We start from the raw sequence: 24670 nt of genomic DNA on the forward strand, positions 1-24670 counted from the left end.
GTAGAAATAACCCACCAAGTATCCGTATAGAATCCTATACATCAACTCGGTGGGTTCCTTTGATATCTTTATACTTCTTCTTTTAATTTATTTATTGCTACTTTAAGTTCATAATCTACTACATCTGGAATTGCTGAAGCGCATCCAGTTAAAGTGTAATGAAATTCTTGTGTGACTTTTTTATTTTTCATTATCTGATCCAGTTCAATATCAAATACTAAAAAGTAATGTGAATCCTTCATTCTACATACTGGCAGTAGTTCAAATAGTATAAATGGATCGTAATGATAAGGTACAAAAATTTCAAATGAAGCTGATACTAACAATGCTTCTTGATTCCATAACGGATGAACTTGCTTTTTAGTAAGATACCAGCCCTCAGGCATCAATTGAACATATGTTTTTCCTGACTCCCTATGAACCTGTATTAAACCTAATTGCCTTGTTTGGTCAAATTCCATAGCCGTGTCTGAAATAACAGTCATATCAACCCATTCATCTGGATTTTGCTGATATTTGGAGATTTTTTGTAAAAATAAAATTCCCCTCCTCCCAACTTGCTTCCCATAAAATGTTTCTAAAACCTTGTCTACAGTTTGCTTTTTCCATTTAGTATAAGCTGAGATATTAAGTTCATATAGATGTTTAGTTTTCTGGATCAATCCATAATTAACTAACGTATTAATTACTTTCCAAACTGTTTCCTTGTCCATGATTAACTCTTCTGTCAAAAGACGAACATTACGATCATTTTTTCTCTGCGTTAATTTCACATTCTGTTCTCTTTCAAAGTAATTAAGTAATAAAACACACTTTAAGAAAAAGCTATGGTTAGTACCTTCACTAATTGATGAAAAAGTTATAACAAACATCGATCTTGACCACTGGATTAAATTATCTTTCAAATCACCTGGAAGCTCTTTCTCAACAAGTATTCCATATTCATTGAAGAACTGTGCTTGTTCATCAGTAATTGGCTTTTGAATATGTGCAAAAAGTAGTAAATCATATATTGTCTTTTCACTAAAGCTTTGTATTACACGATGAAATTTTTTTGAATCTTGATAAAATGCTGCGATATCCTTTGCAATCCATGATTTCGTAGCATCTTTAAAAGGTTCTATTTTTAATTTGTTCAAGATATCATCTAAATGTTCTTCATCTAACTGCAATAGGGCTTCTCTATGATTCAAAAAATTCCCCCCTATCCACTAACTCCTCAAAGGTAAGAATTCGATAATGAAACCCATAATTGATAAGTCTTCGTCTTCTTTTGGAATAATGTCTTTCCTCATCCGTATTTAATGAAACGAGAGAGTACAATACGGCATCTTTTTTCCACTTTTCTGCCGGCAGTAATTTCCCCAGCCGAAGATATTCTTCCCTTTCAGACCCTTGCTGATGGGATAAGGCAATCATCACTTCAACCATGGAAAGTGGCATATTTTCAATAAGTTTTGAGGATGTTATTAATTTATCAATCTCTCTACTGTTAAAAGAACTTATAAGGTATTTTTGCTTTTCCTCACCTAACTGATTCGTCAATGTATCTATTTCAATTTGTTCACTACATGCTGTTGTAACCTCATTGAAATAAGAAACAACCAATAATCTTTTTACTTTCTCTTTTTTTAATAAAATGGATAACGCCTTATATTTGTTAGAATTTAAAGTGTCCGGATTTACTTTCTTATTAGGATCTCTAGCTATATATTCACGCCGCTCATCTGGAGGCAAAGGGATTTTAACTTCTACGCACCTCACTGGAACTTGGTATCCTCTGTTTACTAGGGTTCGGTGCAGTACTTCATACCACCTTGGTCCAATTAATGCTAAAACAAGATGACCATTGCTATCAGATCTTGCAAGAGTTGATGCTAAAGCTAATTTATTTGTTGATTGAATATCTGCTGTTCTTTCATGCGTTGGAGTTGGAAGTTTATGAGCATCGTCATATATCACAAAACCAAATCCCTCCAAATCCTCTACGTGATCAGCAAGAATTTCATATGTTCCAATTGTAATTGGTTTTAAGCTTTTGCCTTCCTTACTAAAGATTGTAATATTGCTCTCAGACAGGTCTGTCTTTTCGATAAGTTCACCTTTCCACTTCTCTGCCCTATGTTTATCTTCAACAATTATTAGTGTTGATGTTTTTAATGCCTCAATGATTTTAATTCCAACTCGGACCTTCCCTGAGTTCGGTGGCATAATTATCGTTCCTCCACCACCAGCTTGGTGGTTAAAAGTTAAATACGACTCAACTGCAGCATGCTGGTAATCCAATAGACGAAGGTTTATGCTGGTAATATCTAATTCCTCTCCAACTTCATATACAATATCTTTTGCAAATAATTCATGCTCAAAGAGTAGTTTCTTAACCTCTTTTCTGTACCGAGCTTTAAACAATAAAGTCTTCGGATCCGGATGACCTACGATTTTACTTTGAATTCCCTCAATGGCTTTAATTTCGCTTATTAACTCTTCCGTTCTTGCCTGTAATTGCAACCGATCATCATCCATGAAAAATTGTAATGCTCCAAAATGGTTCATATTCTGTTTAATAGTCTCTTTTAACGAAGTTGGTACTACATTTTGAGATTGTTGCTCTAAGAAGCGAATAATATAGTCTACTTCTACCCCTTTTGCTTTTGCAGTCCATAACGCGTATGGAGTTAAAGCATATGTATGAACTTTCTCGGGTGCTTGAATTAAATCTGCGAATTCAATTAATTCCTGACCGATTTCTCCCTTTTCATCTAAACCTTCCAACAAATAAATATTCCTGCTGTCAGGATGAATGACCAATGGTTTTCTATACACTTCTCCACTTCCTCATTTAGATATTGTCTTTAGGTAATCCATTAATATATGAATAATTGAAGAAACTAACTCGGAGGTTGATTGTATTAAATAAAAGGAGAGGTTTTCATTCACAAAAACAAGATAAAATAATAGAAAAGTAAAAATATAGAGTAATATGTCTTCTGTAAAACTACCTGTTTTGTATGTAATGGGGAGTTTAGGACGAACTGATTTAAATGGGGAAAGAATAGGAATGCTGCTTACTGAAAAGAAGTCTCCAATTAAATGAAACAGATAGCCTAATGAAATACCAACTGTAAAAAAAGATGGATAGATTATAATAACAACTGATACAAGCATCCAGGCGAATAAACTATGTGTAATGCCTCGATGACCATATCTTTTTTTAACGTGCTTAGAAAGACCAAAGGATCTACGACCAACAAAAGATTGTGGTTCATCAATATCCGGCAGTAAGCTACCGAAACATATCCCAATTACATATCCAATATGAAAAGGATAACTTAACATAATCGATAAACTAGCACCTGCTGTTAATGAGCTTACGATGTGTGTTTTATAACGCAAAATAACCAAGCTCCCCATATGAATTTATTTAATGGATATGCTTGGTTATATATGGATAGAACTTTTTATTTCTTGATAAGCGCGGGGACAGTTCTAGTGTTTCATTCAAACTGAAAATTCACTGAAAGAGGAAGCACGGGAAGCGTACCTGTGCTTCCTTTCATTATTTTTGTTTTTCGAGTTTAACTTTTGTAGTCGTTCCCATAATGGAAACCTCATAACTTAATACTCCATTTTGATATGTCATGGTTTTAGTGTCATCCTGAGATGCAAGCATAGCACTATCAGTTTTACTATGGTCATTTTTTGAATCCCATGTAAAAGATTTGTCAGCAGTTGTCGGAGCGATAAAAGAGCCAGCCCAATAAAGTGATTTTGTGTCTCCGTTATCACTTACCCAGTAAATTTCGATAGTATCATCACTTATTGTAGCGGCTTGATAAGAATCTTCAGAGTTACTGTTTAGTTGCTTCCATTCTCCAGTTAAGTCCGGTACTTGCTTTTCAGAGGATGTTAGCTTGGAGCTACATCCGGTAAATAGCGTTATAAGTAGCAGCACACTAAATATAATAATTGTTAGTCTTTTCATTAAGCTTTCCTCCTAATCTTGATTGATTCAACTTTTCTAACGTTTTACCATCTATGTTTGGAGTACCACGGGGACGGGTCACTAGGTATATGATTGGAAGAAACAGTGAACCCAACCGAAGGTATTTGCTCTTTGCAGGTAAGGTGCCCGTTAATATTAAGCTTGTATTTTTATGTAATATAGATATGTTAAATATAATTATTAACCTCACATCGGCTTAATTGTTTTTCTACTATCTACAAATCAAAGTGATTTTCCGTTACTTTTTCAGCGTATCTCATCATCCATTCCATATGCCCCCCCCCCTTCTATCCCTTATATAATTCTAGGTACTCAAAAGGATTCCTGCAAAATTATGTATTATTTGGTGTTTAAGAAACGCGAAAATGGTTCTGGTGCTTACAAAGAAGATATTAATGCTAAAAAGAAGCACGAAAACCGCACCTGTGCTTCTCAATTAATTTTCCAAAAAGTTTATATTATATATTTTTTTGGTACTTTTTTCGATCAAAATGTAGTCTAATATACTTATAGGCAGTTATGATTTTAAAAATAAAAATTAGGAAAGTAGGTATTTTTATGTTAAAACCCGTACAATCAATTGCTGTGATCCTTTTGCTTTTCTCGCTGGTGTTTCTATTCTTTGGCTTCAACAAGCTTACTCAGTACAGCAACCCAGAAAGTGAATATGCTGATGAGGAAGAGTTTGTAAATGTATATGTCGGCGGAGATGCATATAACTACATTATTAATGGAACGCAAGCCACAGCTTACTTTATTTTGAGCGGAATAACTATAATTGGAGGAATACTTCTGTTTATGTATCAAGCGCAAATCGATGCAAACAACTTAATGAGAAAGCGGGCAGATTTGCTAGTGAAGGACGTTCCTTCAAAAGATGATCCTGTTCAATTATAGATGTACCCGAAGTACCACCCCCAGAAGTACCACAGGTATAAGTACCACGGGGACGGGTCCATTGGCACCCCCAATCATGTGCAAAGGGACCTGTCCCTGTGGTACTTATATTTTGATGACAGTGTGCGGAGCTTTAACAAATTAAGTACTTATCATCAGTCCCGTACCGTCCCAAGCTTTCCCCCAACAGAAAAACCACTAAAAAATTTTTAGTGGTTTTTCTGTACCTCTTTTATGTCTGCTCTTTTTGATTTAAGTATTTAATTACAAAATAATTTAAACCGACAGTAATGACAATTGAAACAAGATAGTAAATTGATCCATTTTGTTGAGAAATGAATGAATCTTCTATATTTGTCCACCAAATAAACGCGACTGCAAACATTGTAAAAGTTTGCCCCACACCAATAGTAAAAGCAGCTTTGAAGTTGTTTATCTTCTTATAGGTTGTAATTGATGTAAATAATGATAAAAGCAAAGAAATTAGTATAAATCCTAAATAAATTAGTAGTATCATAAACCCTCCGAGGAAAAATACTCAAACCTAAGTTTATTGAGTATTACTAACTATATCAAACAAAATATCTTATGTGAGTGCGTCATTCATTAATACCACACCACTATTCTCGTACTTCTTAAAAAAGGGACAATGAACCTGTCCCTATGTCCCGTCCAGGACCTCTCCCGCGCTTCCATTAAGCTCTCTCTAATAAATTTCTATCTTGTGCTGATTCAAATAGCTTTTTAATTTCTTTCACATCAATGCCTTCTTTATACAACTGATCCGGATCTAAATCTAATTCCCCAGGCCAGGTGACCGTCTTTAAATCAGGGTCTACATAGACTTGATGGAAAACGTCTGGTTCTCTTAGTTTTTCAAGAACACCTTTCATAAGTGGTTTTATATCCACAAACTTTTTGGATCCATCTGAAAAATCGATGAGCAACCAACCTTCTAATTCTGGGATCACCGCTGCCTTATGAATAAGAATCATAGAAAACACCTCCTACTATAAGGGTGGTATTTTGTCCGGCACTTGGTTATGTCTACAATCATTCCATGCCTTCATCATATCATCCTTATGAATGTCCAGCCATTTTAAGACCTCTTTCTCCTTTCCTCGGGGTAAAGGACTATCATCATTTACATACTCACCTGTATCTATTTCTATTCTTGTCAATAATCCGGAATAATTAACATGGAAATGAGGAGGATCATGATCATTATAATATAAATGTATTGCAATCCCTCCAAAATGACTAATGGTTGGCATACATTCATCCCTGCTTTACTTCAATTTATTTATGATGTTTATAATTCGATGAAGACATCCTCACCTAACCACCTTCTTCTTAACCAATCCACTATTCCCCCTCCTCATCGTAACCGCCTCCTACAACGCCTCATCCGACACCGCTTCCTCACCTCTCAGATCAGAAATGGTCCTGGCCAGACGGTGCATCTTCATTTGTACACGATTACTCCAATTCTCTTTCACCGCTCTGTTTTGAAGAAACGACTTCTGCTCCTCTGTTAAAGGGATCATCGTACGTACTTCTTCTATAGACAATTCAGCATTACAGCACACTTTCCCGTGCCTTTTATACTGAAGATCACGCGCTACTTGAACCCGTTTCTGAATATCTGAGGAACTAGGGGCGTCTTCTTTTCTTTCTTGCTGGAGATTCACCGGGGTTAAATGAAGAATGATATCAATGCGGTCCTGAACAGGGCCTGATACTTTGTTCTGGTAAGCCTGTACTTGTTTGGGGGAGCAGGTGCAGTAATGGGTCGTGGCGCCAAGGTAGCCGCATGGGCACGGGTTCATGGCGGATAAAAGCAGGAATTTGGCAGGATAGGTAACGGTGGCTTGGGCACGACTGATGGTTACGCGTCCGGATTCGAGCGGCTGACGTAGCATATCGAGCGTTTTCTTCGGGAATTCGGCTAATTCATCTAAGAAAAGAACACCATGATTGGCTAACGAAATTTCACCAGGTGTTGGATTAGAGCCGCCTCCAATAATGGAAACAGCGGATGCGGAATGGTGTGGGGAGCGAAAGGGTGGTCTTCCTAGCGAGGATAATGAGGTATTGGCGAGTTCATATAAACTTACATTCTCAAGCTGTGACTCTAGTTCTAGCTTTGGCATAATCGACGGGAAACCCTCGGCTAACAAGCTCTTCCCACAACCGGGCGGACCAATCATCATAACGTTGTGACCACCAGCTGCCGCAACCTCAAGCGCACGCTTCGCCTTCTCCTGTCCTATGACTTCTTTGAAATCAACACCAGGAAAAGAACATTGGTCCAAAGCCAACTCCGTCTTAGGAGGAACAAGTGACAAACCGCCTCCTCCGGATAAATGATCGACGAGCTCCATCAGATATTCAACGTAGATAATCTCAAGCCCTTCAATTTCCTGTATTGGCACATTGCAATTATAAGGGACAAAAAGACGTTTGATCCCTAACTTTTTTGCTGACATAATCGCAGGAAGTATCCCTCTGATTGACTGAACTTTTCCGGTCAGCGACAGGGAACCAATGAAGGCTGTATCATCTGGAATAACGCCCTTCAGTGTACCGAAACATTTGAGAATGCCAATGGCCATGGCCACATCAAACATCGGCCCATGTTTCTTCTCCTCGGCGGGTGACAAGTTGACGATGACTCTTCGATCGGTAAAATTAATGCCAAAACCTTTGAGAGCAGCAAGAACTCGCTCCTTTGACTCCTTTACTGCAGCACCGGGCAAACCTACAACGACAACAGACTCCACCCCGTCCAGCTTCTCTATTTCCACTGTTACAGGGTAGCCTTCTATTCCTTTTAGTCCGATACTTTGAATGGCTACTGCCATCGCTCCACCTCCTCATGCACGGGACGGTTTTCGTGCTTCCTTATATAATAGGGGTTCTTCCAAATTGATCAAACGTTTGATCAATAGCAAAAATCTAGCTTAGAGAACGCAAAACTATAATAAAAATCCCTCTTCATCTCTTACGTTATTAATATCGGAATTCAAGCTTTAAATAACAAGTTCGGAGACACACCGAGGATCCTCGCAGCTTGCCGCTGTGATACTCCATCAATCTTTTTAACTTTCCTCAACAAATAGTTTCGCTCTTCCCTTGGCAAGCTCTTCACTTGCGGGATGGATACCGCACCTAGGATCTGAAGAATCTCTACCCGTGCCTCTTTGTCTGTTAACCGCTTTTTCTCTCTTTCAAAGGGCTTTAGACACTTGTCTTCATTACTTCTTTCGTTAAACTCTCGAAACGCTTCACGTGGTGATGGCTTACTCTCAGAGAACATCCCCAGTACAAACCGTTCATTTAAAAGACCGGACGGAGAGACCGATCTCCCGTAGTACCCCCTGCAGCTACTCCACTCCCACTCGTCAGGAGATTGAACCATCCCTGCCTTGACCGGATTTTGGTGAATATAGCGGGTCACTGCCAATACATAACGAAGATCCTCCACCTTCTCACTGCGGAACCGATCCTGAAACAAATGCCCTGTCGTTCGGTACATCCAGTTATAGTACTGCGCATAACTGATTCCAATCCGCTTCATAACGAGTGAAATGCTTTCGTCTCCTTCTTTCACTAGGAGGTGAAGATGATTATCCATCAGACACCAGGCATATACTTGCATCTCAGTACGGATCTTGTACTTCAGCAGTGTGTTTAAAAATCGATGGCGATCTTCATCACAGTGGAATATCTCTTGTTTATTCGCACCTCGCAGTATGACATGATAGATTCCATTTCGACTCTTCCTTCTTCTCCTTCGTGGCAATTTATCACCTCGATCATTGGCACGTTTCGATTAAGAACTCCTCCCCCTTCTGCTCATAGCTCTCAGACCAACTCTTTCTTTTCGATTGAATGAAACCAGTTTATACTTTTGGCTAACAAAGCGCGAATTTCCATTTTTCAAACATGGCTTAGAATAAGGAGGATATCTTTGAAGTTCTGTCTAGCAAAAAAGCAAAATCGACCATATGTATTGAGTCAAAATGGTAATTCGATTAATCGCTGACTCTGATACGATTCCGCACGTTTCTCCGCTAAATTTGTGATTCAAGAAGCGCGGGGGACGGTGCTAGTGCTTCTTCAGGATCAATTAGTTCACCTAAAAAGGAAATTTAATTCCAAACAAAGAAACATATGATACAATCAGGCTGTCTAAATTTTCAGGGTAATGATTGACTTTATTTAACGTAAGAGCGATATGATGAACAAAGAGGGATGTAAATTATGGAAAGTATAATACCTATTATTTCAATTGCTACAATTGTATTAGTTATCGGAGTTGTTAAGTTTAGAGACTATAAAAAACACAAAGCTAATCCTGTGAAAAAGTGGGAAGGGAAGTCTGACAGAGAGATGAAAGCCGAAAAGCAAGATGCTGAAAATAAAGCAGAAACTCAAAAGGGTATCGGAAGAGCTGGCGGTCCTTTTGGAGGAGGTTCTGGCGGAATTTAGGTTTTTAAGTTAGGTAAAAACAAATAGTAAGAAGGGGTGCGTAGATTTAACGGTAGCCCCTTTTTTATATCAACAATAAACTTGAACAGAGTCAATAGAAAAGGAAGCGCGGGAACCGTGCCTGTGCTTCCACAAAATGAAAAAGAAGCCCGGTTACACCCGTGCTCCACCATTACTCACCTGACTTTTTATTTTTTTCCCTTTTCTTTTCTTTCTTTTTCTTTTTTTCCAAGAATCGTTCCTCATCTTTTTTAGTAAGATTAGGTTTCTTTCGCTTGAATAGCGGCATAAGGTACACCTCTTTTTGGTAACCATTATGGTCAAAAGCAAGCACCTATTATACTTCTATTCTTCTAAAAAGTGAGAAACTACATCCTCGTCATACAAGTCATGGCACATGTAAATGAGGTCAGAATGATTATCTACCTCGTCGGGATCTAAACAAAAAAACCCTCTCTTTTGATACCACATGTAGTGTAAAAAGAGAGCGTCTAGTGTTAAATACCTATGATTCGTTTGTCTTGCAACACGCGCAATTTCCTCTAACAAGTACGTACCAATTCCTTGTTCTTGGTAATCTTCCTGCACAGCTAGTTTAGCTACTTCAATACATGGAACAACTAAATCAGGAAACTCAATCGTACTATCTACTAGTGTAAAATAACCAATCAGATCTTTCTTAGGTGAAAGTAGTAAACTTGTGTTCCCCTGAAATTCAATTGACTTATAGTATGCTTCTTGCCTTAAGAAGTTGTCTATTGAAGTATTTGTAGAAAGGAAAGATTGAAGAATCATCCAATCACTTTCATCGTTATAAAAGGATTCTATGGGCTCAATTACAAAATGACTAAGCATTAACTACCTCAACCTTTAACGACATTTAAGATATCTAATTTCTTACTAGATCCTCTGCGTTTCTCTCTTCAGCATTACCATTTACTCTATCAATTACTCTTTTCTTTCTTTGAAATTCTACGAGCTTTTTTCTTCTCATAAACTTATCTTGAGCCATCTTACTTAACTTGGGTTTATCTCTCATAAATAAGCTCATCACACGCCCTCCTTTATTGTAAGGACTTATATATTGAATAGTATCACTCTTCTATAGACCACATCAAGAAAAAAATACCACATTCTAACAGACAGCTTGGGTTCCTTTCTATTATTTTTCCCTATTATCATTAGCCAAAAACCTTGAAGCTTGAGGAGGATTGGAGACCAGTAAAAAGCACCAAACCGCTTTTTACTTAGTCCACATCATCTGTCTCATCAAAGAACTTCATTACAAATTGAGATCCTTCATAAGTCTTTACTATCTCACCAAACTGTTCCCAAGTATAGGGACGTCCATCTATAACCAACATGGGTCCAGAAGAACTCACCCCATTATAATCAACAAATCCAACTGCCTGATCTTCAATGAGTGAGTGGTATTGTTGACCATTGGGAAATTCCTTTTCCTCAATCCATTGTGTAGCTACACCACGTTTCACTTTATCTATAAGTCTCTGAAATAACTCACTATGATTACACTCTAACTCCCCATGAACAGCAAACTGATAACCATATTCTCTATTTTCTGCAGCTTCTAAGAATATACCATTCGGATATAGTCGCTGTTGAACGTTAAAGGTCCTTTTGGTGTCACAATAATCACGGGCAACAACCTCTTCAGGAATCCCCTCTAGCTTAATTCCCATTTCTTCAGAAACCATCTCGTTATAACAAGATCCACAAAATTCCTTCTGACGATCACTTGTTATGACGATGGTAGCTTCTCTATATTCACAACGATCACATAAAATCAATATTATTCCTCCCCCATTATAAACAAGGACAAAGAACATATCCCTATATTTGGTCGTACTCATTATACCATGCAGGGGGTTGTGGAAAATTTTATGTTTTTGAGGAGCTCGGGGGTGGTTCTGGTGCTCCCTTAAAAGAAAATATTAATTCTAAAAGGAAGCACGGGAACCGTCCCCGTGCTTCCTTTAGAAGACTTTTCGTATTGATGAAAAGCCTTTTTGAGTTTCTCTACAGCTTCTTTCTTTAATGTACTATTTAGCATAGATTCACACACTCCCTATTCGTTATTGTAAAATGCATAGGTTTTTATTCACACAACCATTTTACTATAAACCCTCACAACAAAGTAGTTATACTTACATATTTTTTACATATACAACCTATTATTGTTAGTCTGTTATTCAAGAAGGGAAAAGCAGGAAGCGCTGGTATGGTTCTAGTGCTTAATTAAAACTTAAAAGTCCATAAAAAAAGAAGCACGAGAACCGTCCCCGTGTTTCCCTGAGACATAATGAAAATTTGGGTTATCCCAGCATGATGTAATGCCAGTCCTCGCTAAAAATGACAAGCCTCACTTGCTCAGTCCTCCAAATAGGTAGCTCTTTAAATGAAAAAGAATCCCCCCCACGTTTCCTAGAACCAAAAAAAGCTCTTCCCTACTATAGGAAAGAGCTTTTAGTATGATTTATTTTTTCACAACGTTAGCTGCTTGTGGTCCACGGCTTCCTTCTTCTGTATCGAAAGAAACGGCTTGACCTTCTTCTAGCGTTTTGAAGCCTTCTTCATTAATTGCAGAGAAGTGAACGAATACGTCGTCTCCACCTTCTACTTCAATAAATCCGAAACCTTTGTCTGCGTTAAACCATTTTACTGTACCGTTATTCATTTCAATTCCTCCACGTGCTGTTTGCACGACTATTACCATTCTTGCTCTACCATTTCTTAAGATGATTCACATTCTCATGTTTATTATTCCGAACAACAATTAGTTGATTACAACTTTATCATAGCTTTGGAAGAAACGATATGAATCATCGTGCTTAGATTTACTTTACTAGGAAGCGCAGTAACCGTCTCTGTACTTCCTCCACTCAATAAGTTTTTTCAATAACATTTTTATTGATATTTGGGTAGCGCTCCTCTATTTTTTCAACCTCTCCCCTAATTGCAGATTGATAATTATCATTGAACTTTAAAATTCTAAACTCGTTTTCAATTTCATTTGAGGTTTTTAATGCTCCTGTCATATTTAAAATATGGAAATATTGAAGAGTCCCGCCAACATAACGTTCTTCATGATATTTTCCAAACAAATTCACTTGAATCTCTGTTATATCAGCTACTTTAATAGTTTCTTTTCCTGCTTCATTGAATTTAAATATAAAATAACTCATAACTTGGTTCACTCTCGAACTAATAATCATTGTTTTATAAGTATCTTCATCGAAATTCATATCATTATAATCCGAATTTTCAGTCGAAAAAACTGTATCTACTTTTTTTCTTATGCTATTTAGATCAGTTTTGACTTTTTCAAAATCGAATTTTTCCAATTCTCTTGTGATAAATTGAATCCTATTAGCTGACTCGTCTAACTTTTGAATACTCGTTTTTTCAGAAAGACTTTGATAAAGTGATATAAATATAGCAAGTACACCAATAATAATCGATATTAGCGCAGAAGAGATTGAAACAATATTGATCATGGCATCATTATTAAAAAAAGCTAATCCTCCAATAAAGCTGGTTATAAGAAGCCAGATAATAAAAATATAATTTAATTTAATGATTTTATCGTTCATAAAACACCTCCCACCAAACTTTTCGACAATTATTTAGGGATTCCTGCATAAAAAGACACCCACAAAGGTGCCTCTCAATATTATTATTCAACTGTTCTGGCCAAGGTGCTTTGTCGCTGCATCCTCCCTCCCGGTTTAACAGATAGATTTTTCTAATTCCAAATCATGCAAGCAGTGGTATTTCTGGTATAACTGGCATACCAACATATTCTACATTCCATTTCTATGTTATAAAGAATGATTATCCGTTATTAGCGGGGAATTTGAAACCGTTGTTAACAATCTGATAGATTTCACGCAATTCTCTTACATAAGACCGAACTGTGCTTTCTCCAACTTCCATATAAGGATATCGCTCCAGTAACCAATCCCTAATTTGAGCTGCACTTAAATGAGGATACTCTTCCATTCATGCAATAATCCAATCCCGATATGGATCTAACTTCCTAGCTTTGCGATGAGGATCTTCTACTTCTTCATATAAAGCACGGGGACGGTTCTAGTGCTTCTTTCAAAGAAAATAATAATTCTAAAAAGAAGCACAGGAACCGTCCCTGTGCTTCATGCGGGAACCGCCCCCGTGCTTCACGCTATTAATCATTTCGATTGTGATTAGTATTGAACTTGAATTGACCAAATTCTATGCTAACACTATTATTTTTATATATAGCCATATATGTTGCTCCCACTAATCCAATTAAAACGAATGTTACACCAGTAACAATAGTTCCTTTATTTCTTTCAGATAATTTGTCAAATATATTAGTTATTGTGTTTTCTTCATTCATGCTATACAACCCCTCTTTCTATTTTTCTTTTTTGAAAAAGATCTCTACATAAGTTTCAACAGATGAATAACTATGGTCTGAGACCAAATTTTTGTTACTAAACTTATTGAGGCATGTTAGTTCAAAATGTTCTAGTACTTCTACCCATTCATCTGTTTCAGCTACCACCAAAAATATAGCGCCTTCAGGCAATTGGTATTGTGAGTCATTAAAGATCCTGATTTTTTCATTATTCTCAGCTATCTTTGTTGTTATATAGTCATGGACTTGTAGTAATTTACTCCCCCTATAATTTTTCCGTTTGAATTTTGTTAATGCTTTTTCGGATTGCTCCATTTCGAAGATTACTTGAAGTTGCTTAATCAAAGAATTATAGACGAACTTAGTTACTAATAATCTTTGAAAAGTAATTTTGTCCATAATTTCTGGCTCAATATAACTAACTATAGAATCAGCTAATGCTTTTACTGTTTCAATGTAATCCATAATTGGTTTACCTTTAAATTGCACATTTCGCAAACACTCAAATTCTTCTTTTTCCAATTAGTAACACCTCCTATCTCTATAGTACCTTTCATAAAAAACTCAGACATATTTGGCTACAAATGTAGCCGAATTTTTAAAGATGCGCCGGGACGGTTCTAGTGCTCCCTTCAAGCACTAAAAAGAAGCACGGGAACCGTCCCTGTGCTTCTATTATGCGATAAGCAGCTTTCTTTTTAATAGGTCAGAAATGGTATTACTTCACCCACGATTCATCCCATATTCTCGGATCTGTTTCTAATTCAAAATTTGCTACTTGAACATGTTCTGTTAGAGGATTAACTCTATAATTTAATCCCGCATATGATAATATTTCCTTTACGGGGATCATGACTACACCATTCACAGATTTAACCATATTAGAAATTAATGTTTCTTCACCATTTACAGTAATAACTGGTTTTTCAACTTCCCATTCAATAGTATTGTTCTTATAACTTAAGCTGCTTTGATTTTCTGAAATCACAATGTCCTCTACCTTGGAGAACATCCCTTTAGGAGAAGCATAGAGAGTTGAATCATCTACAAAAGATTTCTCAAGCAAATTTGACATAACGACTTGATCATTGAGATAAACGGCAAAGTCTTTACTGTATAATTGAAAATCTAGTAAAAACTCATCTTTACCTTTGGGTTGGCGAGGTAACTCCTTATGAAGATCTTCCATCCCAATGGATGTAGGCCTAAGGATTTCATCATTTAATATAGGAGAATTATAATAAGCTTGTCCATCAAATGAGATCAACTCGTATTGTGGATAAAAAGTATTAAGTTCTGAGAGTAAGTCTCTTCTTAATTCCACTTTTTCTTCTTCTAACCACTCCTCAAATGGTGGAAAGTCTTCACTTCCCATCCAATCCATTGATTTCTTATATTGTTCAACGAGATTTGTAACAATAATGTCTTCCCCAGCGGGTAAGAATTGAAGACGTTCAATTTTAGTGTGAGTACCATAATGCGTCTCTAGTTCTTTTACTGTCATATTCTTATAATCTACTTCTGGTTCTGGAACTGGTTCATGCTCTACTTGCTCTTCGATAGTAAAGTCTAGTGATTGCGGATTGCTGATAGAACGGTTTGCTAGATCCTTTACACCATCAGTTACATGAATAGTATATGTACCTGGTTGATACTTTTGAGAATTGGTTAATTTCACCGTAGAATACCAGTCCATAAGACGCTCATCGTTGCCATCGTTGAACATCTTCTTCATCTTAACATCAACGGTTTCAATCTTTTCACCTTCGTTATCTACGATGTAAATCGTAGCGTCATTTACACTGATAGGATTAATAACCTTGTTAAATTGAACGGTCCACACTTTATCATTCTTAACTATACTTTCTGCGGACACAGAGATTGATGTAGCAAAAAAACTAAGTGCTATTAAAGCTAAATTCATTGCAAGCCTTGAGACAATAAATGTCCATTTGTTTTTCATCTTTCTCATAATAAATCTCCCTCTTCCTCCTCATTACTCCCCTTCAATAGTTACGTTTTTACTTTTGGTATTTGGATCATCCACCTTAAAACCAACAAACGAACTATTTACACGCGTTAGTAGGCTGTAATTATCACTCACTTTTAGTCCAGAGAAAGTTGTATCAAAAATAGTTTGATGAATGATCTGTGGTTGAAAAGTAACTAGATTCCCAAACTCGATTGGTTGAGTAGCGATGACTTTATCGCCATCAATCTCATTTGTTTGTGCATCAGAATTTTTCGGTAACTCTACTTCACCATTTTTCACTGCCGATAGATACGTATTAAACTCCGGATACATATCAAAAAATTCATCAGAACCTTCGCCATAGTATGTATGATAATGCTCAGATGCTGCAGCCTCTAAATCAAACGTCCTGACACTTTTACCACTTACCAATGCAACTTTCATTTCTTCTGTATTTTGCCCTAATTTATCAAGTGAAATATCCAAAGTAAATTGTCCTTCTTCTTTTGATTCTGCATTTTCATTTACATAATGAATTATATCCTCATCTGAAAGCTCAATAATCTCCTCGATAGAAAGATCTGAAAAGTTACTATACCTCTTCACTTCCCCGTCCCCAAAAATATATACGTCACTCACATTAGAATTTTTGCTTGGATTATTACTCGTTCTAAACCAAACAGAATATTCCTTAAGTCCTTCACTCATTGCCATTAATTCTTTTGGGGAGGAATCTTGTTGGCCATCTTGTATAGGTGCCTCCTTAGAATTAGCCTCCTCATTTCCACATGCGCCTAAGATCATTAGAGCACTAATTACCACCAACATTGCAAACCAATTTTTACTTACGCTCAATTTCAAAACCTCCATACTTTTTTATGTATATATATAGGAAAATCGAACCAGTATTAGTTTAACTGTTTTCTCTTAAATTTCCAACTATTATTTATATTCATACCCTAGAAGCACAGAGACGGTTCTAGCGCTTCTTCAAAGAAAATAATAAATCTACAAAAAAGCACGGGAACCGTCCCTGCACCTCTTAAGTTGGACCCTTAATTGTGATAAAAAGGAAAAATGTGTACGAATTAGACAATCAGAAGACCGCATATGTTTAACTGAGGTGAGGGTGATGACAACTAGGAGTATGCTGATATGCCCAAAAAATATCGTTACCTATTATCAGGATGAAATTAGGAATGAGGAGAGGGCAAAAAAAATAGTCCAAGCACAAAGGGCTAGAAAAAATAGAATTATTCCATTGGTTGCCGAGGAAGTAGCTAAAGGGGAATATGTACTGATTGAGAATTTTACATATTACTCTGCGCTATTGAAAGCTCAACCTGAAGTTCGAGTACCATGTCTTGTTTATCCAGGTACAAGCGACGAAGAACGACTTCTTCATATCCTTAAAGTAAGTATTCCTTTGGATAAAGGAACAAGCTGGCTTTTCAAAAACGAGCATGTCATGAAATTAAAACAAGACTATGACTTATCAGAAAGGGAGATTGCCAGAAAAGCTAATTTTACTATGGCGACTATTAACCAGTACATTCTCGACACACGTATCACTCCGCATATAAGAGAAAAAGCATTTGAAATGGAAGCAAAATCAGTACTGGAGAAAGTATGTAGCTCTAAAGATATTCCCGCAGAAGTAAAAGCCATTCTATATGAAAAATCTATTATTGAGCAGGGGAATGCTAACAGGTTAACTGGGAAGAAGTTTGACTATATGAAGGAATTTTGTTCAGCTTGTAATCTACCTCACTCACTATTAAAGAATACAGCTGAGTTAGAAAGCCTTATAAATAAACTAGTATCCTCTAACTTTGAAATTAGTGATCATATGATCAGTTTATTAAATACGTTTTTGGGTTTTGATACAACTGCTTATCAAAGCAAACAGGAGAAATATGAGGAGGTTTCAATACATTAATAAAGCAAAAAACCAACAAGCGGCAATTCACAGTGGAAGCTCGGGGACGGTTCTGGAGCTTACCTAAAAGAAAGTAATAATTCTAAAAAGAAGCACGGGAACGTCCCTGTGCTTCCTTCCACCAGACCATCGCAAGGCTTCACATCCGCTAACGATGTGTGCCAAGGGACCCGTCCCCGTGGGACTTTAACCACCCACGGGACAAGGAACCTATCCCCTTGCCCCGGTCCAAATATTGATCAAACGTTTGGTCAATAAAAAGTTACCCATCCCCTAAACAAACCCACCACTCTCCTCAACCTCATTAATCGAAACAAAATACTCCCCCGACAACTTACCCAAATGAAGCGGCAAAGGCAGCAGGGTATGATCGTCCGTTTGAATGTTACTTTCCCTCAGCAAATGCGTATGGCGCACGACTTCTTGGATCGATTGTTGGTCTGACACCTTTGGCACGAACACTTCGACAGCGGATTCTTGTCTGAACATGGTGTTTTTACCTACTCTGGAGGAATGACGGGTCACCTTCATGCCATTGCTTTCTTTCATGGTAGCTGGCTTACTCACGATTGAGATGTACGTATGCCCATTGAACTGAAAGATGCCTGATATGGTGGCTGTTGGATCTTCTTTTACAGACCAGGACGGGGTTTGGTCGCCAGCTCTTAGTTGAATGAAGGTCCAATTATCCGGAGTTTCTGAATGGGCATTATGCCCGCTGTGTACTTTGTTATTATGGAAAGACTTCATGACGTCGCTACAGTTCTGCTTTTCCATCATGATGTTCACTTGCATGTTTTTGATATCAGGAATCTTTTCAATCTCACGATAGATGTGCTCTTCTTTCACCTGGTGGATGCGATTGTTTAAGTTGAAGCCAACCATTTGTAATAATCCTTCTCTATAATCCAGCCATCCTGATTTAAAGGAAGGGACATTGATCAGCATAGCATCCTTAGTCACAGCGGTTAGTACAGGAATTTTTAGTCCCTTACTTTTGAAGATGCGGATTCCTACTAAGCATAAATCAGAAAAAGGATCGCCCAGTTCTAACTTGGATACGCCAAGTTGACGCATCAGATCACGTAAGCCTGATTTCACCTTACTCTCGTAAAACGAAGTCGTCTTCTTTGGCTCTTTTGGGTTAATGAATTGAGTCAAGCGGCCATTCTCAGCGTAGATCTTTCGCAAGTGATCTTTGGGGTCGATTTTATTTTGAAACTCTTCTTTCGGCTGAATCTCGAATAAAGCCAAAGTCGGGATCGCCTCGCCAGTTAACGTTTGTCCAATAGTACGGTTCATGTCTACTAAAGCTTCCCGGTCTGGTAAATGGAATGCCCCTTCTCCCCATTGATCATTGATCTGCACGTACTTGATGGCGGACGGGGATCGATACATGAAATCGACCTTGGTCGTCGGCTGCTCCTCTAGCATATTCACGACCAAATCTTTCGTTAACTCATCTTTATAATAGACTTCTAGCTGCCACTCCCCGTGGACATCCACCTCTTTCGTGACAATGTCCTTCCGAATTTGTTTAAGGGCCTTTGGAAACTCAGGAAAATAACCAAAACCGCTCCAGTGAGATTGTAACTCGTCACGGATTTGTTCACTGATCTGCAACCTCTCTTTCATACTCATACCAGGCTTTACGTTCGTCGTTTTCTTTAAATGGTTTCCATACGGCACGAAAACAGAGCATCCCTCATCTACACTTAAGAAGCTATAAGGATCATTATTCAACTCTTCCTTAGCCGGCAATTGTTCATCTAATCCGTATTTCCTTAGAAGCTCTACTAAAAGACGATCCCAGCCCTTATCCCATCTAAAATCCGTTTGAATAAGCGGGCTTTCTTTAAGCGTTAAAATACCTTCCGGGAACTGAACGTAAGGGTGCACGGTTTGGCCCTGGGTCCTTGTGTAGATGTTCTTCGCCCACCTTTTGACTTTAGGGTGGATATGCAAGAAGTAGGTTCTCTCATAGGGGATGGTTTCTAAACTTAGATTGATTTCATAAGACCATTTCTCTCCCCTATAATCAAAATAACCGTCTTGTATTAACTTGGGCCCTTGCTTTGTATGAACCTTCTTCAGGTAAAAGCTCTCATAAATATGGCCCCCGTCATTCTCCCAATCTTCAATGACCAAACGCTTCCCCTCAAGTTGGTTGATAAAATGATTCTGAACCACATGGTACTTATCATTTAAATGAGCAGGCTGATCCCCTTCTATTAATGGAACATCCTCCGCAAATGATTCTATGTGAAGGTTAAACGAAGGAAGCGTAATTCGGGGATATACAATGGAAAACCAGGTCTCTATTAAATCAGCCAGTAACTCCTGACTGACCTCGCCCTCTATATAGATCCATGGTTCGTTCACGGTACGCTCATTTATATAATTGATGTGCAGCACATCGGGATGCACCACTCGTATGAAATCAGCCAATTGTTTAAGCGGTTTATTGATTTTTTGGGTCGATTTAGCTTCGATACGAATCGCCTTATAGACTTCTTTCGGAAAATAAAGAACCTTACACTCGATGTGGATGGAATCTCCTTCAAGTGGTATAGAGTTTAGTCTTAGCGTTTTGGATGTATTCGTCAATGCTCATCACCTCTAATTGATTTAATCCTTCTATACGTGACCGGTATAGAACGTCCATAATATCTGGATTGCTTTTTTTTAACCTGTTTAATTCCTTTTTCCATCCTACAAGCATACTCGTCTTCCACGTATCCCGTTCCCCCATGGCTTCCCTTGGTGAGAAACTGGCATCCGCATAGATCACAATGGCACTTACATTCCCTCGAATAAGCCGGCCTTCAAATTGATGACAGACCGTATTCGTTTCCATTAACACTTCTTTTCTCTCTCTGTCATCTAACGCTATGTATCCATATTGGTTAGACAAGTACTTCGTCATCCTGGCATAGGCCGTTGTTCGTATACTACCAAACTCAGCACCTAATGTAGACGCGGCTAAATCTTTATCCTGGTAGGCGTTTAAGCTGGCAGCGTTCACCCTGTAAGCCAGCGCCGTAATATCGTCAGGGACCGGGTAAGGGCGAACAAGATAGATCGCAGCACCAAAGGCGGCCACAGCTTCATGATTCAAAATGTTATGGCCTCTCTCCATAGATAATAACGGGGCAACAAGGACCTTTATTCTACTTGATTTCAGTTGATCAAGCTTCTGTCGTTCAAAAAAGTACTCTTCACTTGCCGAGCTTTCCTCAGTTCTATTGGACAAGGCAGCAACTTCTCCATCTTCAAACATTGTGCTCTTTCTCAGTTCACTCGCTACCTTCTTTGCTTCCACGTAAGAGCCCACAATCAGAACGATTCTTTTTCGGTTTGCATCTAGCTCCTCAAAAAGACGGGGGAAAAAGCCTCTGCGAACTAATGTTGAAACGGAGCGCTCGAGTGCTTGTTCTCTCTCGTTCCCATACCTCCCTGAAACCTTCTCAAGAGGCATGAATCGGTAAGTGACTTTCGAAGGCTCCTCTTCTTTCAGGGATAAAAGGTGAGAAACCGGAAGATCAATATGGTAACGAGAGCTTCCTTCAGCAAAGTTGGTACCGCTTAACAACATAACGTTTGTACCTGATTGATCGTACGACGTGAAAAGCCGATCTAAGTGCGTAAGTAAATAGCGTCCTACCCCAATATATCTTAGAAGCTGCAAAGAACCTTCCCCATTCAAATTAGTGTCCTCATGATAACGAAAGCCAAATTGGAACCCGATGGGCGGCAGAGGAACGACGCCCTCGTATTCTCTTAAGCGATCACTAAAGAGCGCACTGTCTTCAAGTTCTTGTATCCTCATTTCTTGCCGGATATCCCCGTAATGTCGAGTCAATAATGCTAATCTCTTCTCGACATTCAACGTATAAAAAGCAAAATCAAGCCACTCCAGGGGTGGAGTACTGTCAAAAGAGAGTGAAACCTCCTCCTCAAGTACCTTCATAAAACGCTCGATTTTACGCTTTCTCATGGTTTCATCCTGGGTCTCCACAGCCTCCCAAAAGGCCAAATCAAAATCGGAATCCAAATCAAGGTCTTGTTTGTAATGCGAAGAAGCCCTTTCCATAGCCCTAAATACTTCCCCCGCCAAGTGTGCCTTGTCCTCAGAAGCGTCCTCCCACTTCTTAACTCCTGCGATCTTGGCACTAATCACTCTAAGGAGTGTATATGAATTAAATGTTTGCTTTCCTACTAAACCCTTCAGCCTTTCGCGCCTCTCTATCGATTCCATTCGATGAATCATATTGTCCACACAATGGGTAGCAACGGATAAGTGGTTCCGCCAACTATTAATATTTTCGTATTTTGTGAGACGAGGTTGGCTTTGTATACGCTCCATAACCGCTTGATGAATCGAGTTAAGCCAATGATTTTTCTTCCCTCTGATTTTGGTGTTTGGTATAAATATTTGGTCGAGACGTTGTTGAACACGGTCCGCCTCATCCACCATCACTAAATCGGAAGTCGATGTAACATATTCAAGGAGCGACATTTCTTGTTGAAACAATGGCTGTGGCAGCTTCATGTAAACAAGGCTCTCAATCGTACTCACCACTACATCCGCACCTTCTAGGTCGTGAAAGGCATTGTGGTAATCACACTGCTGAAAATACGGGCACCATTTTCGCTCTGCTTTCTTGCGGTCTTCCCCTTTCTGGACGAGTGACTGACACGGAGGAGGACTGAAATGCTTGTCGCTTGGTTCATGCTGGCTATCTCTTACAGGGCAGCTAGTAGACAGGTAACGAAAAGCTTTACGTTTATAGACATCAAAAAGAAGAGTAGATTGGTCTTGTTCAGTTAAACTAGATAAGTATTGGCTGACGTGATTATTACGATTATTTCCACTTAACATCGGAACGGCGTCCACACCTAAACGACCGAAGAAATCTACGAGCTTTAAAGCTTCTGTAACATCTTTCACCACAAGAGTCGTTCGTTTTTTGGAGTGTTCTTTCGAAAGCTGATACGCAACGACTTGCATGAGGGTCGATTTCCCAACAGAAAGAGGACCTGCCACGTTTTCCATCCCATTGACGTAGACTCCTTCCTTCTTCTCCATTTGCTCATGATGTTCATCAAAAGATTCCATCACAATTCTTTCGATTCGCTGCCGCATATCTACAGACCGCTCATTTTTCTTTTGCAAGATCGCATCGATTTCATCTGCTGCTTCTAGCAACTTATCTTTAGGCAGCCAGAGGGGACGTTGGCTTCCCGGACTTATCCTTTTTCGATTGTTTGATGTTGATTGGAGAAAAGGTTTTGATAGAGAAAGCGTCTTCCACTCTTCACCATCCTGAAATTCGTACACTCCCTCTTTCGCGAACTTTGATGGACGTTCCTGGTGTTTTAGAAGCTCTTGAAAATATTCTTCAAATAAACGAGAGCGTTCAGAAGTGGTCGTCCCCATCCATATAATGGTCTCTATATTTCCATTAAACTTAATCTCCACCGCCTTTTCGAACCCCTCAAGATCTTTATACTTCCTCACAATGCTTGCAAACTTGGTGGAACTCTTCCACCTTGCCCCAGTCATTTCCCTGAATCGATCGAGCTGTTCTTTGGTTTCTACTTCTAGTTTAGGGAAGGAGGGCATAATCGGGGAGGCAAATAAGTGATGGAGCTTTCTAACTTCAATCTCTTTATCCTCAGGCCATATCCTTTTCAAGAACCATACAGAAGCTTCTAAGATTAAGATCGAAGCAGCATCACGTTCCTTTTCTGCAGAAGAGGAATGATCAGAGAGGACTCCTATCAACTCTTTCATTGGCGCTCTGAATACTTGACTAAAAGTTTGGCGCATCTCTACTCACCTCTACTGCTTTTTGATATGTCTGATACGACTTCATCTTTTCATAAAGCTTCTTCTCATGCAGAATTTCATATTCGACACTTCCCTCCAGGAAATTCTGAACAGCACGGACGTATTCTGCAGGGTAGTGCCTTGGAATGAGAATGATTTTACGCTTCACCTTTACATTTAATTTGGAGAACGGATCTTTTTGTTTAAGATGGGTCATGAGGTCATAATGGCTGTACCAGTCCTTCGCATCGATTGCCCATCGCTCTCCTGACTTCCACGTAATTAAAGTATCGGTTTCATCTTTATTAGGATATAGCTGCACATCGTCAATGGCATACTCTTGTACTTTCTTATAAATCCGATGCTCCGGGATCCCTGGAATCACGAGAAATTGCAACACCCCTTGTTTAACTCGCTGCATCCCCCGCGTATACGGCACCGCTTTCGGTTCCCATTTCCGATTCAGACGGAAAATAAAATCCCGACACTTCTCCCTATTACAGCTCCACTCTCCGCGCTTACGATGTAAGGTCCATCCACAATAGGGACAAAGATAGATAGATTGTTCATCTATGCATTCTTCTGGTATCGATTCATACATGCGGAGAAGAGTGTTAATGAACGCTTCAGGAACCTTTTTCTTCCCCAACAGCCAATCTTTCTGACTAAGCACGGGATAGTGAACAGGAAAAGAACGTAACTGAACATACTCTTCGTCCTCTACCACGTTCATGGCATTCACGAATGACTCTGTTTCTAAGTAACGTCTAGGGTCCTCTTCTTCAGACAGTGGGATTGCCAGCTCATGGCAGAATTCTGTAACGCCGTTTTCGTATAAAATAGGCTCTTCATCATAGAAGTAGTCTTCCATAAATAATGTTGAAAGTTCAGGATACCCCCACTGATTCAAAGGAGTTTTCATATAACGAAGCTGAAGATCAAGCGTATCCGGAAATTCTAGTAGATTCTGTTCCACCGAATAACTTCGTAAAATCGCCGTCGCTTCTCTCCATAGAGATGGAAAGGCATGGAGCTTCCCATCTTTCATCGATTTCTCCATGATGACGAGTGAGGTCGCATACTTCCTAATAGCATCTTCCATGTCATAAGCA

23 protein-coding genes and 1 pseudogene are annotated in these 24670 nt (G+C 38.7%); 3 read left to right on the forward strand and 21 right to left on the reverse strand.

What is annotated here, in order from left to right:
• Window positions 1-68 precede the first annotated feature (68 nt).
• The 4 genes from IMZ31_RS17055 to IMZ31_RS17070 all read right to left on the reverse strand — a co-directional run bounded on the left by IMZ31_RS17055 (window position 69) and on the right by IMZ31_RS17070 (window position 3982).
• Complete coding sequence (locus tag IMZ31_RS17055) at window positions 69-1193, reverse strand: hypothetical protein (RefSeq protein ID WP_207528451.1); 1125 nt, start codon at window positions 1191-1193, stop codon at window positions 69-71.
• A complete protein-coding gene (locus IMZ31_RS17060; RefSeq protein WP_207528452.1) occupies window positions 1183-2823 on the reverse strand; it encodes a helicase-associated domain-containing protein in 1641 nt (546 codons plus the stop codon). Before IMZ31_RS17060 ends, IMZ31_RS17055 begins: the two co-directional genes overlap by 11 nt.
• 12 nt (window positions 2824-2835) lie before the next feature.
• Window positions 2836-3393 carry a metal-dependent hydrolase gene (locus IMZ31_RS17065; protein WP_207528453.1) on the reverse strand — a complete coding sequence of 186 codons (558 nt, stop codon included), beginning with the start codon at window positions 3391-3393 and terminating at the stop codon, window positions 2836-2838.
• A 163-nt stretch (window positions 3394-3556) separates the two neighbouring features.
• A complete protein-coding gene (locus IMZ31_RS17070; protein ID WP_207528454.1) occupies window positions 3557-3982 on the reverse strand; it encodes a hypothetical protein in 426 nt (141 codons plus the stop codon).
• A gap of 579 nt (window positions 3983-4561) precedes the next feature.
• On the opposite strand from IMZ31_RS17070, the gene IMZ31_RS17075 reads away from it, so the two are divergent.
• On the forward strand, window positions 4562-4900 hold the full coding sequence (locus IMZ31_RS17075) for a hypothetical protein (RefSeq protein WP_207528455.1): 339 nt from the start codon (window positions 4562-4564) through the stop codon (window positions 4898-4900).
• Window positions 4901-5595: 695 nt separating this feature from the next.
• Here the strand turns inward: IMZ31_RS17075 and IMZ31_RS17080 are convergent.
• From IMZ31_RS17080 to IMZ31_RS17095, 4 genes are all read right to left on the reverse strand, one after another.
• The gene (locus tag IMZ31_RS17080) at window positions 5596-5895 is read right to left on the reverse strand and encodes a DUF2442 domain-containing protein (RefSeq protein WP_207528456.1); all 300 of its coding nucleotides are present in this window, start codon (window positions 5893-5895) and stop codon (window positions 5596-5598) included.
• Between the two features lie 15 nt (window positions 5896-5910).
• Window positions 5911-6174 carry a DUF4160 domain-containing protein gene (locus IMZ31_RS17085; protein WP_207528457.1) on the reverse strand — a complete coding sequence of 88 codons (264 nt, stop codon included), beginning with the start codon at window positions 6172-6174 and terminating at the stop codon, window positions 5911-5913.
• A gap of 120 nt (window positions 6175-6294) precedes the next feature.
• Window positions 6295-7764 (reverse strand): YifB family Mg chelatase-like AAA ATPase, encoded by a 1470-nt coding sequence (locus IMZ31_RS17090; RefSeq protein ID WP_207528458.1) that lies wholly within the window; start codon window positions 7762-7764, stop codon window positions 6295-6297.
• Window positions 7765-7925: 161 nt separating this feature from the next.
• Window positions 7926-8705: a transposase gene (locus IMZ31_RS17095; RefSeq protein ID WP_207528459.1), complete on the reverse strand. Its 780-nt coding sequence runs from the start codon at window positions 8703-8705 to the stop codon at window positions 7926-7928.
• Window positions 8706-9166: 461 nt separating this feature from the next.
• On the opposite strand from IMZ31_RS17095, the gene IMZ31_RS17100 reads away from it, so the two are divergent.
• A complete protein-coding gene (locus IMZ31_RS17100; protein WP_207528460.1) occupies window positions 9167-9394 on the forward strand; it encodes a hypothetical protein in 228 nt (75 codons plus the stop codon).
• A gap of 345 nt (window positions 9395-9739) precedes the next feature.
• On the opposite strand, the gene IMZ31_RS17105 is transcribed toward IMZ31_RS17100, so the two are convergent.
• From IMZ31_RS17105 to IMZ31_RS17150, 10 genes and pseudogenes are all read right to left on the reverse strand, one after another.
• The gene (locus IMZ31_RS17105; RefSeq protein ID WP_207528461.1) at window positions 9740-10249 is read right to left on the reverse strand and encodes a GNAT family N-acetyltransferase; all 510 of its coding nucleotides are present in this window, start codon (window positions 10247-10249) and stop codon (window positions 9740-9742) included.
• A gap of 34 nt (window positions 10250-10283) precedes the next feature.
• Entirely contained in the window at window positions 10284-10445 is a 162-nt protein-coding gene (locus IMZ31_RS17110) for a hypothetical protein (protein WP_207528462.1), read from the reverse strand.
• A gap of 196 nt (window positions 10446-10641) precedes the next feature.
• The gene (locus IMZ31_RS17115; RefSeq protein WP_207528463.1) at window positions 10642-11202 is read right to left on the reverse strand and encodes a DUF7686 domain-containing protein; all 561 of its coding nucleotides are present in this window, start codon (window positions 11200-11202) and stop codon (window positions 10642-10644) included.
• Between the two features lie 686 nt (window positions 11203-11888).
• Window positions 11889-12089, reverse strand: a complete 201-nt coding sequence (locus IMZ31_RS17120) for a cold-shock protein (protein ID WP_026801633.1) — start codon at window positions 12087-12089, stop codon at window positions 11889-11891.
• A gap of 205 nt (window positions 12090-12294) precedes the next feature.
• The gene (locus tag IMZ31_RS17125; RefSeq protein WP_207528464.1) at window positions 12295-13005 is read right to left on the reverse strand and encodes a hypothetical protein; all 711 of its coding nucleotides are present in this window, start codon (window positions 13003-13005) and stop codon (window positions 12295-12297) included.
• A 280-nt stretch (window positions 13006-13285) separates the two neighbouring features.
• Window positions 13286-13474: pseudogene (locus IMZ31_RS17130) on the reverse strand (IS21 family transposase); the annotation flags it as partial.
• Window positions 13475-13598: 124 nt separating this feature from the next.
• The gene (locus tag IMZ31_RS17135; RefSeq protein WP_207528465.1) at window positions 13599-13793 is read right to left on the reverse strand and encodes a hypothetical protein; all 195 of its coding nucleotides are present in this window, start codon (window positions 13791-13793) and stop codon (window positions 13599-13601) included.
• An 18-nt stretch (window positions 13794-13811) separates the two neighbouring features.
• Complete coding sequence (locus tag IMZ31_RS17140) at window positions 13812-14336, reverse strand: hypothetical protein (RefSeq protein WP_207528466.1); 525 nt, start codon at window positions 14334-14336, stop codon at window positions 13812-13814.
• 196 nt (window positions 14337-14532) lie between these two features.
• On the reverse strand, window positions 14533-15786 hold the full coding sequence (locus IMZ31_RS17145; RefSeq protein WP_207528467.1) for an Ig-like domain-containing domain: 1254 nt from the start codon (window positions 15784-15786) through the stop codon (window positions 14533-14535).
• A 24-nt stretch (window positions 15787-15810) separates the two neighbouring features.
• Window positions 15811-16641 (reverse strand): hypothetical protein, encoded by an 831-nt coding sequence (locus IMZ31_RS17150; RefSeq protein WP_207528468.1) that lies wholly within the window; start codon window positions 16639-16641, stop codon window positions 15811-15813.
• A gap of 277 nt (window positions 16642-16918) precedes the next feature.
• Here IMZ31_RS17150 and IMZ31_RS17155 point away from each other — a divergent pair, with 277 nt between their 5' ends.
• The gene (locus IMZ31_RS17155; RefSeq protein WP_207528469.1) at window positions 16919-17725 is read left to right on the forward strand and encodes a hypothetical protein; all 807 of its coding nucleotides are present in this window, start codon (window positions 16919-16921) and stop codon (window positions 17723-17725) included.
• Window positions 17726-17998: 273 nt separating this feature from the next.
• On the opposite strand, the gene IMZ31_RS17160 is transcribed toward IMZ31_RS17155, so the two are convergent.
• The 3 genes from IMZ31_RS17160 to IMZ31_RS24785 are packed head-to-tail and all read right to left on the reverse strand — an operon-like array spanning window position 17999 to window position 24660.
• Window positions 17999-20332: a pPIWI_RE module domain-containing protein gene (locus IMZ31_RS17160; protein ID WP_207528470.1), complete on the reverse strand. Its 2334-nt coding sequence runs from the start codon at window positions 20330-20332 to the stop codon at window positions 17999-18001.
• Entirely contained in the window at window positions 20286-23558 is a 3273-nt protein-coding gene (locus IMZ31_RS17165) for a hypothetical protein (RefSeq protein ID WP_207528471.1), read from the reverse strand. The genes IMZ31_RS17160 and IMZ31_RS17165 overlap by 47 nt, the downstream gene beginning before the upstream one ends.
• On the reverse strand, window positions 23542-24660 hold the full coding sequence (locus tag IMZ31_RS24785) for a restriction endonuclease-related protein (protein WP_371825511.1): 1119 nt from the start codon (window positions 24658-24660) through the stop codon (window positions 23542-23544). Before IMZ31_RS24785 ends, IMZ31_RS17165 begins: the two co-directional genes overlap by 17 nt.
• Window positions 24661-24670 lie beyond the last annotated feature (10 nt).

This window comes from Pontibacillus sp. ALD_SL1 (assembly GCF_017355605.1).

Coding starts and splice junctions, on each gene's coding strand:
- IMZ31_RS17070 (WP_207528454.1), bottom strand. CDS start 3,982: ATGAAAAGACTAACAATTATTATATTTAGTGTGCTGCTACTTATAACG.
- IMZ31_RS17075 (WP_207528455.1), top strand. CDS start 4,562: ATGTTAAAACCCGTACAATCAATTGCTGTGATCCTTTTGCTTTTCTCG.
- IMZ31_RS17080 (WP_207528456.1), bottom strand. CDS start 5,895: ATGATTCTTATTCATAAGGCAGCGGTGATCCCAGAATTAGAAGGTTGG.
- IMZ31_RS17085 (WP_207528457.1), bottom strand. CDS start 6,174: ATGCCAACCATTAGTCATTTTGGAGGGATTGCAATACATTTATATTAT.
- IMZ31_RS17090 (WP_207528458.1), bottom strand. CDS start 7,764: ATGGCAGTAGCCATTCAAAGTATCGGACTAAAAGGAATAGAAGGCTAC.
- IMZ31_RS17100 (WP_207528460.1), top strand. CDS start 9,167: ATGGAAAGTATAATACCTATTATTTCAATTGCTACAATTGTATTAGTT.
- IMZ31_RS17105 (WP_207528461.1), bottom strand. CDS start 10,249: ATGCTTAGTCATTTTGTAATTGAGCCCATAGAATCCTTTTATAACGAT.
- IMZ31_RS17110 (WP_207528462.1), bottom strand. CDS start 10,445: ATGAGCTTATTTATGAGAGATAAACCCAAGTTAAGTAAGATGGCTCAA.
- IMZ31_RS17120 (WP_026801633.1), bottom strand. CDS start 12,089: ATGAATAACGGTACAGTAAAATGGTTTAACGCAGACAAAGGTTTCGGA.
- IMZ31_RS17125 (WP_207528464.1), bottom strand. CDS start 13,005: ATGAACGATAAAATCATTAAATTAAATTATATTTTTATTATCTGGCTT.
- IMZ31_RS17135 (WP_207528465.1), bottom strand. CDS start 13,793: ATGAATGAAGAAAACACAATAACTAATATATTTGACAAATTATCTGAA.
- IMZ31_RS17145 (WP_207528467.1), bottom strand. CDS start 15,786: ATGAGAAAGATGAAAAACAAATGGACATTTATTGTCTCAAGGCTTGCA.
- IMZ31_RS17155 (WP_207528469.1), top strand. CDS start 16,919: ATGACAACTAGGAGTATGCTGATATGCCCAAAAAATATCGTTACCTAT.
- IMZ31_RS17165 (WP_207528471.1), bottom strand. CDS start 23,558: ATGCGCCAAACTTTTAGTCAAGTATTCAGAGCGCCAATGAAAGAGTTG.
- IMZ31_RS24785 (WP_371825511.1), bottom strand. CDS start 24,660: ATGGAAGATGCTATTAGGAAGTATGCGACCTCACTCGTCATCATGGAG.